This window comes from Francisella persica ATCC VR-331, assembly GCF_001653955.1.
Classification (GTDB): Bacteria; Pseudomonadota; Gammaproteobacteria; order Francisellales; family Francisellaceae; genus Francisella; species Francisella persica.
Genome location: NZ_CP013022.1, coordinates 1,018,243 through 1,035,626 on the forward strand (window position 1 = coordinate 1,018,243; position 17,384 = coordinate 1,035,626).

Genomic DNA, 17,384 nt, shown 5'->3' on the forward strand with positions numbered 1-17,384 from the left:
AAATTAGAGTAGTTGTTTTAATCTATAAAAAGGCATATTTGATGAAAGTTACATTATATACAACAAAGTATTGTCCATATTCGCTTAGAGCGAGAATTGCTTTATCAGAAAAAAAAATGTCAACAGATATTGTGGAGGCTGGGGACTTAGAACCAGGTATGATCAAGAAGATCTCTCCTAATGGTGTTTTCCCTGTTTTAAGGGAGAAAGACTATAATATTAATAATAGAAAAGCATTGTTAATCTATATAGATGAGAGGTTTCCTGCTCCAAGTTTGTTACCAAGTGTGGTCAATGAGCGTATAAAGATACGCTTATCGCTTGATAAGATTGATAACGAGTGGTATCCAGTACTAGATCAAATTCGCAAGAACAGGACAAACGAGGCGAAGCTTAAATCGATATTCAAAGATTTAAAAGAAAGTCTACTAGTGATGGAGAAAGCTTTTACTGGATCAGAGTTTTTTATATCTTCTGGCTTTACTCTAGCGGATTGTTATATATCTGCTTTGATTATTTGTTTAGAAGCAGAAGGATTTATTCTAGATGAGGAGTATGGTGCAATTTATGAATATATGAAAAGGCTCTTTGCTAGAGACTCCGTTAAAAAAGCTAACTTAAAAGGTGGCACTGGTGAATCATTGCTTAAAACTCTAAGAGCACATAGATAAGGATATAATAGTATGTGGTATCAAAGTTTTATAAATTTTGTATTTTTTGCCTTTAGTACTTTGTTAGTTGTTGCTGCTATAATCTTTGTAATTGGTAGTTTTTTTTCATTATTAAGCAAAGCAAAACAAGAAGCTGTAAGGCTAGCTAAAGGTAAGCTTGAGATAAATAAAATAGCAGTTGAATATAAACAGACTAAACAACAGCTCTTAGAGACCTTACTTGAGAAAAAAGAGTATAAAAAGTTTTTAAAGGAGCAAAAAAAATTAAATAAGCAAGATAAGCCAAAACAAAAAGCTTTTGTTCTTAATTTCAATGGTGATATCCATGCTTCGCAAGTCGAAAACCTGCGTAATGAAGTTTCAGCTGTCTTAGCAGTAGCTAACTCAGAGAATGAGGTTATTGTTAGGATAGATAGTCCAGGAGGTGTTGTTAATGGTTATGGTTTTGCAGCAGCGCAACTAGAGCGCATTCGTCAGTCTGGAATAAATCTGACAGTTTGTATTGATCAAGTTGCTGCAAGTGGTGGCTACATGATGTCAGCTGTTGCACATAAAATAATAGCAGCACCATTTGCTATAGTTGGCTCTATTGGAGTTGTTGGCACTATTCCTAATATTAGAGAATTACTTGAAAAAAATGGCATCAATGTTGAAATGCATACTTCTGGAGAGTATAAGCGTACATTAACCACAGTTGGTATTAATACTGAAGAAGGACGTAATAAGTTTAAGCAAGATTTAGAGAGTATTCATGAGCTATTTAAAAAACATATTTTGGTATATAGACCAAGTCTAGATATTAATAAAGTAGCTACTGGCGAATATTGGTTTGGTAAAGATGCCCTTGAGTTAGGCTTGATTGATAAAATTCAGACTTATGATGATTATTTAATCGATTTACTTAACAAACAGTATGATATATATGAAGTAAGTTATGTTATAAAAAAAGAAAAGGGATTATTAAAGTCTAAGCTTAATATGCTTAAAAGAACTATAGCAAACTTCTTGTATGCACATAAAATAATATAGCATAAAAGTGTTATCTCTAACTACACATCAGCAACTTCTAGATAATTTTCTAGAGCAAAAAGCTAAGCATATACTGCATCATGCTTTTATATTCAGAGTAGAGGATGCTGTATTGCTAGATAGCTTTATTAACTCGTTGTGTCAATTATTGTTAGGTGAGAAAACACTTAGTTATAATGACTCGCCGTATATCAATATAGCAGCGATTGAAAATGATGAGATTAAAGTTACAGAAATTAAAAAAATAATCAAAAATTGCGAGTTGACCGCACATAATGATTTAGCAAAGATTATTATAATTCAAGAGCTTGATTTATTAAATGAATCAGCCGCTAATGCATTATTGAAAACTTTAGAAGAACCAACACAGAATACTTTTTTTTTGATGTTTACAAGAAACTACAATGGTGTTTTAGCGACTGTCAAAAGTAGATCTTTAGTTTATGATATCAAATTTACTCAAAACGATAAGTATAATTATCTAAAATATACATTTGATATGTCAAAAGATGCTATTGAAAAGTCACTACAAATGACACGTAATGATATAAATATAATTGCTAAAATTAAGCTTGAGCAACATTTTTGGCGACTGAGAAATAACTTGATTAAAGTGCTGGCTAATCAGGTTAATCTAAATGTGTTTCTGAAAGCAGATAACCTACATTTTAATGATACTCTTTATTGGTTAACTAGTATAGTTATAGATGTTTATTACTATAAACTTGATGAGCAAAACCAAGACATAGCAAACTATGATAAACTAGCAGTGATAAAATATCTTGCGGCTAAATTTGATGCTGATTATATATACAAACTGTATTCTAAAGCTCTAAAGGCACGAAGTTATTTTGTAAAATTTAAAAATGTAGATAAAGAATTAGTCCTAGAACACTTAATATTAGAAATTATAAAATAGGTAAAAATAAAATGGATGTAAAACAACAAAAAAAATTAAAAGCTCAAGTACACAGCTTAAAGCCAGTCGTTCTGATAGGTGAGAAAGGCTTAACAGAAAATGTAATTTTAGAGATTGACTTAGCTTTAGCATCACATCAATTAATAAAGGTAAAGGCAGGTCGTTTACCTAAAGAAGAAAAGCAACAAATTGCCAGTGAAATTACTCAAACCACAAAGTCTGAGCTTGTGCAGATTATTGGCAATATTATAGTCTTATATAGAAGAAACCCAAATAAAGGCAAAAGGTAGGTATAGAATATGAGTTTTCCAATATCACGTCCACGCAGACTTAGGATTACACAAGCTTTTCGCGATATGGTTGCCGAGACAACTTTAAATGTTGATGACTTGATGTATCCAATATTTGTCGTACATGGTCAAGGCATTAAAAAAGAAATTTCAAGTATACCAAATCAATATAACTGGTCAGTAGACAGACTTGATGAGTTGGTTGATCAAGTTGTCAAGGCTGGAATAAAAAGTCTAATGATATTTGGTATACCCAAAACTAAAGATCTTGTTGCATCGGAGAATTACGATCCTAATGGTATAACACAGCAGGCAATTAGAAAAATTAAACAAGTTGCTCCAGAGCTTGTAGTAGCTACAGATGTATGTATGTGTAGTTTTACACCACATGGGCATTGTGGGGTTTTAGATGAATATGATTATGTTGATAATGATAAAACATTAGAAATATTACAAAAAACAGCTGTTTCTCACGCGCAGGCTGGAGCAGATATTGTAGCACCAAGTGGGATGATAGATGGGATGATAATTGCAATACGACAAGTTTTAGATGAGGCAAATTTTGAGACTGTAAGTATTATGTCATATTCTGTCAAATATGCGTCTGCATATTATGACCCATTTAGAAGTGCTTGTAATTCATCACTTAATGGTGATCGTAAAACTTATCAGATGGATTATCGCAATAAGAAAGAAGCAATCCGTGAAGCGCTTGCAGATGTTGAGCAGGGTGCGGATTTTATTATGGTTAAGCCAGCATTAAGTTATCTGGATATCATCAATGAGCTAAATCATATTATAGATTTACCAATAGCAGCATATCATGTCAGCGGTGAGTATGTGATGATAAAAGCTGCCGTTAGTGCCGGCTTAGTTGATGAAAAGCTAATTACTATTGAAACACTTATATCGATGAAAAGAGCTGGCGCTAAAGTGATACTTACATATAGTGCTTTAAATATGGCTAATTGGTTAAAAGATTAAAATATTAAAATATGATAGATATAGTTTTATACGAACCAGAGATTCCGCCTAATACGGGGAATATTATTCGGCTGTGTGCTAATGTTGGAGCTAATTTGCATCTTATTGAGCCTTTAGGTTTTAAGTTAGAAGATAAACAACTAAGAAGAGCAGGTTTAGACTATCACAAGTTTGTCGATCTTAAGATTTATAAAAACTTCGCTGAGTTTTATCAAGAAAATAAAGATAAGCAAATTTGGGTATGTACAACCAAAGCAAAACAATATTATCATCAAGTAAATTTTGGTTGTGATGACGTTTTGCTTTTTGGCCCTGAAACTAGAGGTTTACCTGCAGATGTATTAGAGCTACTTAGACAAACACAGCTTAAGATACCAATGCATAAAAATAGTCGTAGTTTAAATTTATCAAATTCTGTGGCGGTTATTTTATATAGTGCTTTAAACAAAATCGGTTTTGAAAAATTAGGATTGTTATAGTATAGCAATAGCTTATAAATTCTGTCTTTTAATAGTTTTTTCTAGTCTTGATGTAGAATTATGCCTCAATCAGGATTCTATTATTACTTTAGTTAATAGTAAATATTATATGAGTAGATATTTTAAAAAACTGTAGTTGCTATAGCTATATTTTATTATTATATTTAGCTTGCTTGAGCAGCTTGACCAAATGTGTACATTGTCGAAACTAGTACTATTTGCTGTCTATAAAGCTGGAAGTTTATCAATTAGTGAGACATTTGAGAAAAAGAACCAGCTTTTAGTAAATTAGCGAATATAAAGAACAATTTTATAATATTGATAGTGTATATAAAACAATGCTACTGTGAATTAAGTTTGCTGAGTATGTACAAAAACTAATGTATGATCCAAATATTGATGCTGTGATTATTACTCATTATAATGATAGTATATAGTACAAACAGCGGTTTCCCTTAATCAAGTTTAGATGTAAAGAAACCTGTTGTTTTACTTAGTTACTGCCGTAAACAAACAGTCGATTGGTAAGCGTGTCTTAGTTGTGATGAATGAAGAAATTTTAACTGCAATTGCTGTTGCTAAGACTATTACAACAAATGTTGATACATTTCAAGTTCCAAATTATGGTAAATTAGGTACAGTATTATACTAATGATGTTGATATTATTATCAAAGTCCTAAATATGTTAGTAATAATTCAAATATCGATGATTTGCAAAAAATAACTGCCTTACCTAAGGTTTGTGATTTATGAATCAGCTGATATTTCTGCACAGTTTTTAGATAGTGTGTTGGCTATAAATATTACCTTGCAGGTCTTGGAGATGGTAATATTCTACATCTGATCAAGAAGATTTGCTTAGGAAAGCACGAGCTAAAGGTTTGTATTGGTACGTTCAAGTTATGTCGGTTCTGGTAAGGTTACTCATAACTATAATGTTTAAATTATAAAATATTTAGATTATAAATTTGATCTTGTATCCTCAGTGACTCTTTCGCCAGAAAAGGCGAGGATATTTTTGCATTTGTGCTTAATAAAAAAGCGTTTTTAAAAAGATCAAAAAACTATTCTATAGATTTTAGTAAGTTAATAAATAAAAGTTATTTTATTTACTAATAAGTTTTCTTTTAAATGGCTATAAACTAAAAGAAAAAAATGCAACAACTATTATGCTAATACCTATCACCAAAAAGAGCTGAATATATTTGTCTAATGATGATAAAGCATTTATGAAGAAACTTGTTCTTTGCTAACAGCTGTTATTTGTGCAATTAGGCCACTTAATATTGAGGCAAATGCTAAAAAAAACTACCATATTCCTATCATAAAGCCATTAACTTTAGCTAGAGCAAGTCGAGTAAACATCGATAACTACATTGCTTATATCAGGTTCGCCTAATGCCTGTAAAGCATATCTAGCAAATAACCAATATGATTTGAGTACATAATATATCGCTAGAATTGGTCTTAGTACAAAATATCCAGAAAGTTGTTTAAGGCTTGAAAAGTCTCATAGCGCCCCCTAAGATTAGATGATCAGTATTTTAAATTGTGAAAATATTACTGAAGATGCCATTTGTATATAATATGAATCATATATACTATGGCCTCACATAACTAAGAATAACTATTAGTTTAGCTACAAATAAATAAGAGCTAATAGTGCTTTAACTAATATATCATCACTGCTGCACCTATAATGACCCAAAATATGTAATATAAATTAAGCTTACACCAGCGTATGTTGAAATATGTTTCATTGTAAAGCTAAAGCCTACAAAAGTTACTATAGCAAAAAAGCCATAGAGATAACAACAAAACTAGTTTAATAGCCATATAAGAAATGTTTAAAAGCATTGCTAATTTGTTCTGAATCACTATGGTCATAACATTTAGATAGTAGGCTCGTTTGTTTTAACTTTAATAAAGCCCTGTGCCCACACAAATCAAGCCACATAAAGTTGTCTCTTTATCACCAATAGCCCCAAAAGTATATAACCACATAATAAGATAGTAAGACCAAAGACAAAATAGTTTTCGTTTTGATCCTAAAATAAAGTCGCCAATATAACCACCTAAGACAATAAAAGCACATACTAAATCGGCAAGGTTCATACGTTCGATTGCTTGACTTTCATTAAATGAGTACTTTCTTTTTGCAAATAGACAACTAAAATAGATATTAGAGCTTGATAACCAAAGCGCTCACATATTTTTCTAGCATAAAAATAGTATGAAAAGCCTTTGGTTACTTGAAGATTTTTAACATAAATTTACTTAAAACTAAAAATTATTAAATCTTAATGCTTAATTTATTCAAAAAGAAAATGATTATTTAAAATAATTAAAGATTATCATAAGTTGAAATTTATCTCTTACATTCTCTCTGGAATAGAGATACCTAATAAATCTGAAGCGATTGTCATAGCTTTAACAGTTGCCATACATAGAGCAATTCTTGCTTTTTTAAATGACTTATCATCAAGATTAATAATAGGACAATTAACATAAAATTTGTTAAAACTATTAGCTAATGAGTATGCATACTCGCAAATATGATGTGGTTGCGAATTTTCATAAGCTCTTTGTACAGCAATAGGAAACTGTATTAATTGCAACTGGAGTTTTTCTTCATGTTCATTATGTGCATTTACAACTTTGTAATCTTTTATTAGAATTAGAGATTGGATATCATAGTTTTCACCAAATATTTTTCTAAGAATTGATTTGGCTCTAACTGCAGTATATAAAAGATAAGGGCCTGTTTTACCTTCATGCTGCGCAAATTTTTCTAAATCAAAGATATAATCATTAGCATAGTTATTGACTAGGTCACCAAATTTAATAGTTGCCATAGCTACTTGATCAATAATACTATCATCGTGCTCGTCAGGCATCCTGTTTTTGGCATATTCTTTTGCTTGAGAAATTAAATCTGCCAAATGCATCACACCACCTTCACGAGTTTTAAAAGGGCGACCATCTTTGCCATTAACTGTGCCGAAGGCTACGTGTTTAAGTTTACATTTTTCACTGACAACTTTTGTTCTCTCAGCAACGCTAAATACTTGTTTAAAATGAAGAGACTGTCTTTTATCAACTACATAGATTATTTCATCTGGATCGAGATCTCTACTGCGTTGCCACAAAGTAGCTAGATCGGTAGTACCGTACATAAAACCACCGTCTTTTTTGATGACTATAAGAGGTGGTACACCATCTTTATTTGTATTTATAATCCAAGCACCTTGATCTTCATAGATAAAATTATTAGCTTTAAAGTAATTAATCATCTCATTGACAAATTTATTAGCATCACTTTCACCTAACCATAAATCAAAATGTACATCTAAGCTATCAAAATCTTTTTTAATTGCATCTATCGAAATTTTTACAAAATGTTGCCAAAGTGCAACATAGCCTCTGCGGCCTTGTTGTAATTCAAAGGTAGCTAGTCTAACTTTTTCCATTTCAATTATGTCAGATTTACATCTTTTCGAAGCACGAGGATAAATTTCAGCTAGCTCTTGAACAGTTACTGGTGATTCAGAAGGATACTCTCCGGTATAAGTTTCATCAAAATATGCAAGTTGTGGCGATTGTAGTTTTATTTCCTCTATAAGCATACCCATTTGCGTACCCCAATCACCTAGGTGTACGTCAGAGACAACAATATCATCATAGAATCGGTGGATCCTTTGTAAAGCATCACCTAAAAGTGCCGATCTAATATGACCAACATGCATTGGTTTAGCAACATTAGGACCACCAAAGTCAAGAACTACTTTTTTAGATGATAAATAATTTTGAGCACCAAACTTAACGGAATTTAAAAACTTATCTGTAGTATTAGCTAAGAATCTTGGTGCTAAAGTCATGTTTATAAAACCTGGTTTAGCAACTTCTAGTTTTGCAAAAACATCCTTGGCATCAATATGCTCTATTATCTCTTCGGCAATTATAAAAGGTGGTTTTTTTACAAATTTAGCTAAAGGCATAGCTCCATTACACTGAAAATGTCCCACACCTTCACGAGTTGAGGTTACAACTTTAGCAAAACTTTCTGCATAACCTAGTTTTTGGAATACTTTTGCAAGAATTTCTGATAAATAATTTTCTATATTCATTTTAATAGCCCAATTGTTTTGTTATATCTAGATTTTTAAATTAGAATGGAAATATCTTTCAAATGTAGATATAATACCACGGTTATTTTTTTAAAACTCAATAAATTAAGGCTTTCAAGGTCAATTATGTTAAATTGGATTAATAAGTATCTGTTGATGTGTTTTGGTACTGTATTGTTTACAGTGCAGGCAAATGCTGCGCGGATAATAAGTAATAACCCTATTAAAGAAGATTGGCAGTGTAAAGTTGTCGACGGCGAGTGGAGTTGTAAAAGAGCAAAGAAGCCAAAAAATGTTTTCAGTAAAGAGCTTATTACAGCAGAAAAAGAAAAAGCTATTGCAGATGATCTAGCATGGGTTAATAAGCCATCATATTTTGTTGGTGGATACTACAGTAACGATAGTCAGTTTACTAAAGCATTATGTGAGTCTAAAAAAACAGATCTTAGCTATGAGAGATCTGAGTTTGATAATGATGGAACATTAATAGCATCTGGAAATGTCCAAGTACTACAATGTGATCAGGAACTGTATGGTAATAATGCGATAATAAACTTAAATTATAATAACAGTGCTATAAGGTCGCTAGTTATGACTGGCAATGTTATCGCTAAGCAACCATCGACAGGTATAGTTATCCGTACTACAGAGTTAGATGCTGATATTATGAATAAAACTTATAGTACCGGTGAAGCATACTTTAGATTAGCACGCGAAATGCCTGATACTCGTATATATGATAAAGATCATTTTAGTGGTTATTTACGTGGTTATGCTAAAACATTCAAAAAAGAAACTTCAGGTGACCTAATACTCACTGATGGATATATTACCTCAGGTGATCCTTATGATAATGCTTGGAAAATTACCGGTAATAATATTGATATAGATACAAATACTGGAATGGCATATGTAAAGAATGGTTATTTTGAAATCCAAGATATTCCAGTAATGTACGTGCCATTTTTTTCACATCCAATTAATAATCAAAGAAGATCAGGTTTCTTGTTTCCAAGTTTTGTGCAAAATGCTAATTCTGGTATTGGTTTATCGGTGCCTTATTATTTTAATCTTGCCCCTAATTATGACTTGTTACTAAATAATGTTATATGGTCTGAAAGAGGTATAATGGAAAATGGTACATTCCGTTATATGACTAAATATTTCCAAGGCCAGTTTGAGGGCTCAATAGTGCCTTATGATTTTAAAAAAGGAAAAATACGTGGCGCCTTTACCTTATCAACTACAGGTCAGTATGAGAATTTTAATACAAACTTGAAATATGAGTATGTTAGTGATCAGAACTACTATAATGATTTTTCGGCTGGAAATATTAACTTAGTTACAAAGACATTATTAGATAGAGAGTTTAATCTAAACTATGGTAATGACTATATAGATTCTGGTATAACTGTATTAGACTATGGTGTTGTAAATCCAACTATTGACCTTGCTAATATACCTTATGCTAAACTTCCTGAGGCGAGGTTTAATGTAACATCAGATGGTTACACTCCTGATTACGTGACACTTAGTGCAAATACCCTAAATACGTATTTTTACAAATCACCATGGCCAGTTAATCCAAGTGTGAGTTCTGTAGAAGGAACTAATGTGAGTGGTTTTAGATCTTATGAAGCTCCAAAGATAAAAGGAAATTTTGCTAATAACTGGGTATATCTAAACCCATCGTTAGAAGTACCTATTCGTTATTATCAATTAAATAATAAAACTACAGATACTATTCAATTTAGTAAAAATAGTGTGACTAGTGTGTTACCTATATTTAATATTGATGCAGGGGCGTATTTTGATAGAGATTATACTACTGAGAATGGTTCATACACTCAGACCATCAGACCTAGACTATTTTATACTTATATCCCTTATCAGAATCAGAATGATATCCCTATATTTGATACGAACTTACAGAATGAGCAATATATGCAAATGTTTCAAGTGAATAGGTTTACCGGTTATGATAGGATTAATAATGCCAACAAGTTGACATATGCACTAGAGTCTTACATTACTAGCCAAGATGATGGAAGTACTTTAGCATCTGCTAAAATTGGTCAGATGGTGTATTTTGCTGATAGAAAGGTTAATTTGTGTCAAGGAAACTCAGCTTGTCCATATCCTGGCTTGGAAGATCCATATTCAAAAAATATTTTCTCACCTGTTATGTCATCTTTTGAGTTTCAGGTTATGAAAAATATTTATCTTTCAGCACAAATTAACTATAGATTCCAAACTCAAAAAGTAGATTATCAAGTCTATCAACTATCATATAAGGATGAAAATGAGAATATTTTCAATATTTCATATAATAATATTTTAGACAACTGGAACTCTATTACTCAGGAGCAAATAAACCAGGGACAAATGCCTCCATCTCAAGAAACTATCACTCTATCAACAGTTCTAAATGTTACTGATCATTGGGGTATTACATCATTATGGAACTATAACTTTAGGCAAAAGCTAATCTCTAACGTATTTGTAGGTGTTCAATATAATGCTAAGTCTTGGGCAGTTAGAGCTCTATGGCAAGCAAGTGCATATACCAATCAAGATCCTAACAATCCAACAAAACTTGGTGATTTGACTAATACTTATATGGTTGAATTTGAGTTAAAAGGCCTTGGAGGTATTGGTAATACTAGTAATATATCTTCATATCTACAACAAATAAATGGTTATAAAGTAGGAGAGTGGGGAGAAGGTGTGTAATGAAGAAGTTAATGATAATTATTTCGTTGGTCCTCATATTAACTAATGCTTATTCAGATATCTCTTCAGCTATGTTTCAAAACTCTTTTGATGCTACATCGGCAGTGTCAATCAATACATCAGATAAAAAGTATCTTGTAAACAAGACAGTTGCCATAGTAAATAGTAAACCAATTACATCTTTTGAGTTAGATCAAGAGGTTGCTAAGCTAAAAGCAATGCAGCCAAATTCAACTTTTAATACAGATCCTCTAAAACTAAAAAGACAGGCGCTACAAGACTTGATATCTCAAAGTGTTTTATTGCAACTTGCGGAGCGTAATAATATTACAATATCTAACCAACAATTAGATACCACAATACAAGATATTGCTGCAAAAAATGGTGTATCGATGTGGTCTTTAAAGCTTAATATCGAAGCAGCTGGTATGTCTTTTGATAGTTATAAAAAAAGAATTAGAGATCAGCTTATGATAAGCCGACTGCAACAGCAAGCTATAGCACAGCAAGTATATGTTTCCCCTGAAGAAATACAGAAATATATTAAAAAACATCAAAAACAGTTTGATAAAGAAATGGCTCCTATTAAGTTATATACGCTTAAAAATCTTATTGTGGCTTTACCAGATTCTCAAAAAGCGCGCCAAAAGAAAATAGATTTGTTTAAAAAACTAGCTCTTGCTGTCAATGACGGTAGTATTGATTTTTCTGAAGTTGTTAAGCAGTTTTCTCAAGCTTCAAATGCAATCTCTGGAGGTATAGTTAGTCAACAGGTTAAGTTTGATTCAATACCTGAGATATATAAGAAATATGTAAAAGGACTTAAAGATCATCAAGTATCGCAACCTTTTATAGTTAATCATACATTGCAAATGATATATATAGATAATCTTGATGAAAAAGCACCAATTTTAAGTAAAAAAGTAACAAAGTATTATGTTTATGCCATAGAGATAAAGCTCGATGGTAGTATGACCGAGGATGGTGCTAAAAGTTCTCTTGAAAGAGCAAGAATTGCTATTGAGAGTGGTCAAGAATTTGCTAAAGTTGCGATGAAATATAACCAAAATTATGATCATCCTAATGGTAAATTTAGATGGGTATCAGAACTTGATAGTCCACCTTCATTACCTCTTGCTGCGTTTGCACAAATTAAGCAATTAAAAGAAAACGAATTATCAGAACCTTTTCAAGCTGATGGTAAAACTTGGATGATTATTAAATATACCAAAACCAAAGAGTATGATGCTACTGAGCAGCTTAAAGAACAAAAAGCATTAGAAGCAATATTCTCTGAAAAGGCTCAAGAAATTTATAAAACTTGGCTAACATCAATGAAAGATGATGCATATATAGAAATACTCGAAGAAGATTTTAAAACACCTGAACTTTACTAAAATGCAATATAAGACAAAGGCAGAGAAATCGCTAGGACAGAATTTTCTACAAGATGAAAATATAATTCGTAAGATTGTTCAGCTAGCTAATATAAAAAAGCATGATATAGTCGTCGAGATTGGACCTGGTTTAGGGGCTCTGACAAGATATTTACTTTCAAGTAGTGATAATGTCAGTGTTGTTGAGTTTGATACAAGTGTTATTGATATACTGGTAGCAAATTGCCAAAAATATGGAATTCCACGTATATATAATCAAGATTTCTTGAAATTTGATATGTCTTCTTTGGAGAGTACATCAAATAAAAAAATAAAACTAATAGGTAATCTTCCTTACAATATTTCCTCACCAATCCTTTTTAAAGTAATCAAAGATAGTGAGAAAATTGTTGATGCTCATTTTATGCTACAAAAAGAAGTTGTTGAAAGAATAGTTTCTTTGCCTAATAGTAAATCCTATGGAAGATTATCGGTGATATTACAGTATCACTTTAACTGTAGTATGATTTTAAAAATTCCTCCCGAAGTTTTTTATCCACAGCCTAAGGTTGACTCAGCTATTCTACGACTTAAACCTAAAGATAATAAATTATTACTAAAAAACTACAATTTTTTTGAAAAAATTGTCAAACAAAGCTTTGCGCAACGTAGAAAAACTTTGCATAATAACTTAAAGTGTATATTAAAAGAGCGAAAAATTGATCATAACACACTGCGTATAGATACTAATCTTAGAGCAGAGAATTTAAGTGTTGGAGATTTTGTCAGCTTAGCAAACTTTTTAAGTTAAGGCATAACAACAAGATGGCTACATATGTTATTGGTGATGTACAGGGCTGTTACGATGAACTGCAATTATTACTACAAAAGATAAATTTTGATATACAAAAAGATAGACTTATTTTTGCTGGTGATATTATTAATAAAGGTCATAAGTCTCTTGAGACTATAAACTTTATCATGTCTTTGGGCAGTTCAGCGCAGGTTACTTTAGGTAATCATGAAATATTATTTTTAGCCGTTAGTTATGATTATTTACCATCAAACAATAAAAATACCTTTAATGATGTTATCAAAGCAAAAAATCTAAAGGAGATTCAAGATTGGTTGTGTAATCAAAATCTTTTAATAAGAATTGATGATATTTTTATAACTCACGCAGGAATTCCACATATTTGGTCACCTAAAAAAGCAATGAAAAGGGCAAATGAAGTAGAGTTTGTGCTAAAAAACCAAACAACTAGAAGACTTTTATTAGCAAATCTTTTTAACAATGAAGGTGATAAATGGGATAAGGAATTAGAGGGTATTGAAAGATGGTTATGTATTCTGAACTACTTCACAAGGATGAGAACTATTGATAAAAATGGTCGTTTGAACCTTAAATTTAGTTTAACTATCGATCAGATACCTGAAAACTTTAAACCATGGTTCAAATTAAAGCATAAGAAATTTACAAATAACTATAAGATAATCTTTGGACACTGGGCAGCTATCAAAGGTGAGACAAAAGATAACAATGTAATAGCTTTAGATACAGGATGCGTATTTGGAGGTAAGCTTAGTTGTTATTGTATTGAGACAGATAAAAAGTATGCAGTCAAAGCACTCAGAAGCTATAAGGATATTTAGATATATGGATATTTTAGTTATTAATGGCCCAAATCTTAATCTATTAGGTGCTCGACAACCAAAGTTTTATGGTCATAAGACTTTAACTGATATTAACAATAATTTGTTAGAAACTGCCAAAAAGAATAATATAAGTATTGATTTTTACCAGAGTAATCATGAGGGTGAAATTGTAGATAAAATACAGCAGACAGCTGCAAAAATTATCATTATAAATCCCGCGGCTTACACATATACAAGTGTTGCAATAAGAGATGCTTTTTTAGCTATAAATAAGCCTTTTATTGAAATACATTTGTCTAATATATATAATAGGGAAGAGTTTAGGACTAAATCGCTTCTATCAGATATAGCTTATGGATGTATATTTGGGTTTGGGCCAAATGGTTACATGTTAGCTTTAATAGAAGCAATAAATTATATAAATAATGAAAGGAGAGTAGAAAAAATGGACTTACTAAAAGCGATTGATAGAGTGGCTGAAATTCTTAACTCAAGTGATATAAAGGAAATCAGAGTTAAAGATGGTTGTTCAAGCATCTTTATGACAAAAAATAATACAGCAGCTATTACAGGTGTAGTTTCTACTGCACCTGTTGTTAGCAGCGTTGCTCCAGCTTTAGCGACTCCTACTGCTACTTCAACAGTTACTCCAGTAGCACCAGCAGATACAGTTGAAGAAATACATGGTGAAGAGATTAAGTCTCCAATGGTGGGTACTTTCTATAGTGCATCTTCACCAGATGCTGCTCCTTATGTTAAGGAAGGTCAAGAAGTTAAAAAAGGTGATGTGCTATGCATTATCGAAGCAATGAAAATTATGAATAAGATTGAAGCAGAAAGAGCAGGTAAAATTGTTAAAGTGATTGCTAAAGATGGTGAGCCTGTTCAGTTTGATCAACCTCTATTTATTATTGAATAATAAGCTATAAGTGATAATTGAAATAGAGACACTTCATAGTATAAACTTTTTTAAAGGTAATACAAAATGATTAAAAAAATACTAATTGCCAATAGAGGTGAGATAGCTCTTAGGATTTTAAGAGCTTGTAGAGAGCTGGAAATTAAGATAGTTGCTGTGTATTCTACAGCTGATGCTAACCTTATGCATGTTAAACTAGCTGATGAAGCAGTTTGTATAGGTCCTCCTGCTCCTAATCTTAGTTATCTAAATATCCAAGCTATTATAACTGCTGCTGAAATTACTAATGCTGATGCGATACATCCAGGTTATGGTTTCTTATCAGAAAATGCAAAATTTGCTAAAGCTGTTGAAGAGAGTGGCTTCATATTCATCGGCCCACGTGCAGAAAGTATAGAGATAATGGGTAATAAAGTTGAAGCTATCAAATACATGAAAAAAGCTGGTGTCCCATGCGTACCAGGTTCAGGTGGTCCATTAGGAAGTGATGAAAAGAAAAACTTAGAAATTGCTGATAAAATTGGCTACCCAGTTATAATTAAAGCTGCTGGTGGTGGCGGTGGTCGCGGGATGAGTATTGTTAGAAAGAAAGAAGATCTTATTAGTGCTATTTCTCTAACAAAGAGTGAAGCGAGAATAGCTTTTAATAATGATATGGTTTATATGGAAAAATTCCTAGAAAATCCTCGCCATATTGAAATCCAAGTTTTTGGTGATGGTGAAGGTAATGCCGTATACCTATTTGAAAGAGATTGCTCTACTCAAAGAAGACACCAAAAAGTTATTGAAGAAGCTCCAGCAATTGGTCTTACTGATGAGGAAAGAAAGCGTATTGGTGAGCAGTGTGTTAGCGCATGTAAGATATTAAAATATCGTGGGGCGGGTACTTTTGAATTCTTGTATGAGGATGGTGAGTTCTACTTTATTGAGATGAATACTAGAATTCAGGTAGAGCATCCTGTTACTGAGTCAATTACTTCTACAGACCTTATCAAAGAGCAAATCAGAGTTGCTAATGGTGAAGGTTTAAGCTGGAAGCAAGAAGACATAGCTATAGTAGGACATGCAATTGAGTGTAGAATAAATGCAGAAGATCCTGAAAGAATGATTCCTTCACCTGGTAAGATTGATATGTATCATCCGCCAGCAGGGCCGAGAGTGCGTGTAGACTCACATATATATTCAGGTTACGTTGTTCCCCCAAACTATGACTCAATGATAGCTAAGGTTATTGTGCGTGGTCATAATAGAGAGACAGCGTTACAGAAAATGTGTGCGGCTTTAGAAGAAATGGTGATTAATGGTATTAATACAAATATACCACTTCATCAAGAGATTCTAAATAATGAAGATTTTATTAAGGGTGGAACTAATATTCACTTCTTAGAGAAATTATTAGAGCAAAAAAACAAAGCTAAATAACTAAATCTATCTTATATTACATCTGCATTTAATTTCTACTTTTTTTCTTATATAATTGACTATTATTTATTAAATAATTAGTTAATCGTAAAATTTTATGCATAATTTTCAAACTTTTCTAAAAAGTGTTAGAGGTTCTCGACAGCTTAAACGAGAAACTATAGCTGATGCTATTAATTTATCAGTAGAAACTATACAACTTATAGAAGAAGCTGATAATGATAGTCTATTACTAAATTCTAGTAGTGTACTTAAGAATCAAATTAGGAGATATTGTGAATACTTAGAGGTTCCTGAGAAAAAAATAATATCGATACTTAATAAAATAGATATCCTTTATTATAAAAAATCCCGCTATGGTAAGTTAAAGTTTTTTGACTATATCAATAGATTAATAATACTAGTAATAGCAATAGCAATCATTATTTTAGTAACTCAACATATTAAAAAAAACATCAATACTATAACTCCAGAAAATTCAAAGACTGCTATTATTTATACTCCTATCAATTATGATATTGATAATTCTAAGCAACAACAGCCATCTCTACCTTCAAATACTAGTAATGAAAAAACTAATGATAATACAAATAGTAATCAAGCTATTCAGCTACCAGCAGCTACAGATACTTCAGCATTTGCGCCAAAAACATTAGTAGCTCATACACCACTGCAAATATAAATAATGTCGTGATTGATGATGAGACAACACAACAGCAATCAGAAAATAGTTAGATACAAATATAAAGTTTTGGATATACATAATTTATAAAATGAA

At 31.7% G+C, this 17,384-nt stretch carries 14 protein-coding genes and 3 pseudogenes; 15 read left to right on the forward strand and 2 right to left on the reverse strand.

Going from position 1 to position 17,384, the window contains the following annotated elements; genetic code table 11:
- Positions 1-38 precede the first annotated feature (38 nt).
- The 7 genes and pseudogenes from sspA (at position 39) to FSC845_RS09700 (ending at position 5,455) form a co-directional block, all read left to right on the forward strand.
- Positions 39-671: a transcriptional regulator SspA gene (sspA, locus tag FSC845_RS04490; RefSeq protein WP_144416476.1), complete on the forward strand. Its 633-nt coding sequence runs from the start codon at positions 39-41 to the stop codon at positions 669-671.
- Positions 672-683: 12 nt separating this feature from the next.
- Positions 684-1,700, forward strand: a complete 1,017-nt coding sequence (gene sohB, locus FSC845_RS04495; protein ID WP_064460901.1) for a protease SohB — start codon at positions 684-686, stop codon at positions 1,698-1,700.
- Between the two features lie 7 nt (positions 1,701-1,707).
- A complete protein-coding gene (locus FSC845_RS04500; protein WP_064460902.1) occupies positions 1,708-2,619 on the forward strand; it encodes a DNA polymerase III subunit delta' C-terminal domain-containing protein in 912 nt (303 codons plus the stop codon).
- 11 nt (positions 2,620-2,630) lie between these two features.
- Positions 2,631-2,909, forward strand: coding sequence for a ribosome assembly RNA-binding protein YhbY (gene yhbY / locus FSC845_RS04505; protein ID WP_064460903.1), 279 nt, complete (start codon positions 2,631-2,633; stop codon positions 2,907-2,909).
- A 9-nt stretch (positions 2,910-2,918) separates the two neighbouring features.
- Positions 2,919-3,893 (forward strand): porphobilinogen synthase, encoded by a 975-nt coding sequence (gene hemB / locus FSC845_RS04510; protein ID WP_064460904.1) that lies wholly within the window; start codon positions 2,919-2,921, stop codon positions 3,891-3,893.
- An 11-nt stretch (positions 3,894-3,904) separates the two neighbouring features.
- The gene (gene trmL / locus FSC845_RS04515; RefSeq protein ID WP_064460905.1) at positions 3,905-4,372 is read left to right on the forward strand and encodes a tRNA (uridine(34)/cytosine(34)/5-carboxymethylaminomethyluridine(34)-2'-O)-methyltransferase TrmL; all 468 of its coding nucleotides are present in this window, start codon (positions 3,905-3,907) and stop codon (positions 4,370-4,372) included.
- A 141-nt stretch (positions 4,373-4,513) separates the two neighbouring features.
- A pseudogene (locus FSC845_RS09700) lies at positions 4,514-5,455 on the forward strand (asparaginase domain-containing protein).
- A gap of 838 nt (positions 5,456-6,293) precedes the next feature.
- On the opposite strand, the gene FSC845_RS08880 reads toward FSC845_RS09700, so the two are convergent.
- Together FSC845_RS08880 and argS are read right to left on the reverse strand one after the other, a co-directional pair.
- Entirely contained in the window at positions 6,294-6,488 is a 195-nt protein-coding gene (locus FSC845_RS08880; RefSeq protein WP_227806656.1) for a hypothetical protein, read from the reverse strand.
- Between the two features lie 260 nt (positions 6,489-6,748).
- A complete protein-coding gene (argS, locus tag FSC845_RS04530) occupies positions 6,749-8,500 on the reverse strand; it encodes an arginine--tRNA ligase (protein ID WP_064460906.1) in 1,752 nt (583 codons plus the stop codon).
- A gap of 126 nt (positions 8,501-8,626) precedes the next feature.
- On the opposite strand from argS, the gene FSC845_RS04535 reads away from it, so the two are divergent.
- From FSC845_RS04535 to FSC845_RS04570, 8 genes and pseudogenes are all read left to right on the forward strand, one after another.
- The gene (locus FSC845_RS04535; protein WP_064460907.1) at positions 8,627-11,233 is read left to right on the forward strand and encodes an LPS-assembly protein LptD; all 2,607 of its coding nucleotides are present in this window, start codon (positions 8,627-8,629) and stop codon (positions 11,231-11,233) included.
- Positions 11,233-12,630, forward strand: a complete 1,398-nt coding sequence (locus tag FSC845_RS04540; protein ID WP_064460908.1) for a SurA N-terminal domain-containing protein — start codon at positions 11,233-11,235, stop codon at positions 12,628-12,630. Before FSC845_RS04535 ends, FSC845_RS04540 begins: the two co-directional genes overlap by 1 nt.
- Position 12,631: 1 nt before the next feature.
- Positions 12,632-13,420, forward strand: a complete 789-nt coding sequence (rsmA, locus tag FSC845_RS04545; RefSeq protein WP_064460909.1) for a 16S rRNA (adenine(1518)-N(6)/adenine(1519)-N(6))-dimethyltransferase RsmA — start codon at positions 12,632-12,634, stop codon at positions 13,418-13,420.
- Between the two features lie 14 nt (positions 13,421-13,434).
- Positions 13,435-14,262 (forward strand): symmetrical bis(5'-nucleosyl)-tetraphosphatase, encoded by an 828-nt coding sequence (locus tag FSC845_RS04550; RefSeq protein WP_064460910.1) that lies wholly within the window; start codon positions 13,435-13,437, stop codon positions 14,260-14,262.
- A 4-nt stretch (positions 14,263-14,266) separates the two neighbouring features.
- Positions 14,267-14,705: pseudogene (gene aroQ / locus FSC845_RS04555) on the forward strand (type II 3-dehydroquinate dehydratase).
- 5 nt (positions 14,706-14,710) lie between these two features.
- A complete protein-coding gene (gene accB / locus FSC845_RS04560; protein WP_064461734.1) occupies positions 14,711-15,184 on the forward strand; it encodes an acetyl-CoA carboxylase biotin carboxyl carrier protein in 474 nt (157 codons plus the stop codon).
- A gap of 66 nt (positions 15,185-15,250) precedes the next feature.
- Entirely contained in the window at positions 15,251-16,606 is a 1,356-nt protein-coding gene (accC, locus tag FSC845_RS04565; protein WP_064460911.1) for an acetyl-CoA carboxylase biotin carboxylase subunit, read from the forward strand.
- A gap of 97 nt (positions 16,607-16,703) precedes the next feature.
- Positions 16,704-17,341, forward strand: a pseudogene (locus tag FSC845_RS04570) (helix-turn-helix domain-containing protein).
- Positions 17,342-17,384: the final 43 nt, after the last annotated feature.

What these genes read in the sequence shown, in the direction of transcription:
- rsmA (WP_064460909.1), top strand. Translation starts at nt 12,632, where the DNA reads ATGCAATATAAGACAAAGGCAGAGAAATCGCTAGGACAGAATTTTCTA.
- sohB (WP_064460901.1), top strand. Translation starts at nt 684, where the DNA reads ATGTGGTATCAAAGTTTTATAAATTTTGTATTTTTTGCCTTTAGTACT.
- FSC845_RS04540 (WP_064460908.1), top strand. Translation starts at nt 11,233, where the DNA reads ATGAAGAAGTTAATGATAATTATTTCGTTGGTCCTCATATTAACTAAT.
- argS (WP_064460906.1), bottom strand. Translation starts at nt 8,500, where the DNA reads ATGAATATAGAAAATTATTTATCAGAAATTCTTGCAAAAGTATTCCAA.
- hemB (WP_064460904.1), top strand. Translation starts at nt 2,919, where the DNA reads ATGAGTTTTCCAATATCACGTCCACGCAGACTTAGGATTACACAAGCT.
- FSC845_RS04535 (WP_064460907.1), top strand. Translation starts at nt 8,627, where the DNA reads ATGTTAAATTGGATTAATAAGTATCTGTTGATGTGTTTTGGTACTGTA.
- accC (WP_064460911.1), top strand. Translation starts at nt 15,251, where the DNA reads ATGATTAAAAAAATACTAATTGCCAATAGAGGTGAGATAGCTCTTAGG.
- FSC845_RS04550 (WP_064460910.1), top strand. Translation starts at nt 13,435, where the DNA reads ATGGCTACATATGTTATTGGTGATGTACAGGGCTGTTACGATGAACTG.
- trmL (WP_064460905.1), top strand. Translation starts at nt 3,905, where the DNA reads ATGATAGATATAGTTTTATACGAACCAGAGATTCCGCCTAATACGGGG.
- FSC845_RS08880 (WP_227806656.1), bottom strand. Translation starts at nt 6,488, where the DNA reads ATGAACCTTGCCGATTTAGTATGTGCTTTTATTGTCTTAGGTGGTTAT.
- yhbY (WP_064460903.1), top strand. Translation starts at nt 2,631, where the DNA reads ATGGATGTAAAACAACAAAAAAAATTAAAAGCTCAAGTACACAGCTTA.
- accB (WP_064461734.1), top strand. Translation starts at nt 14,711, where the DNA reads ATGGACTTACTAAAAGCGATTGATAGAGTGGCTGAAATTCTTAACTCA.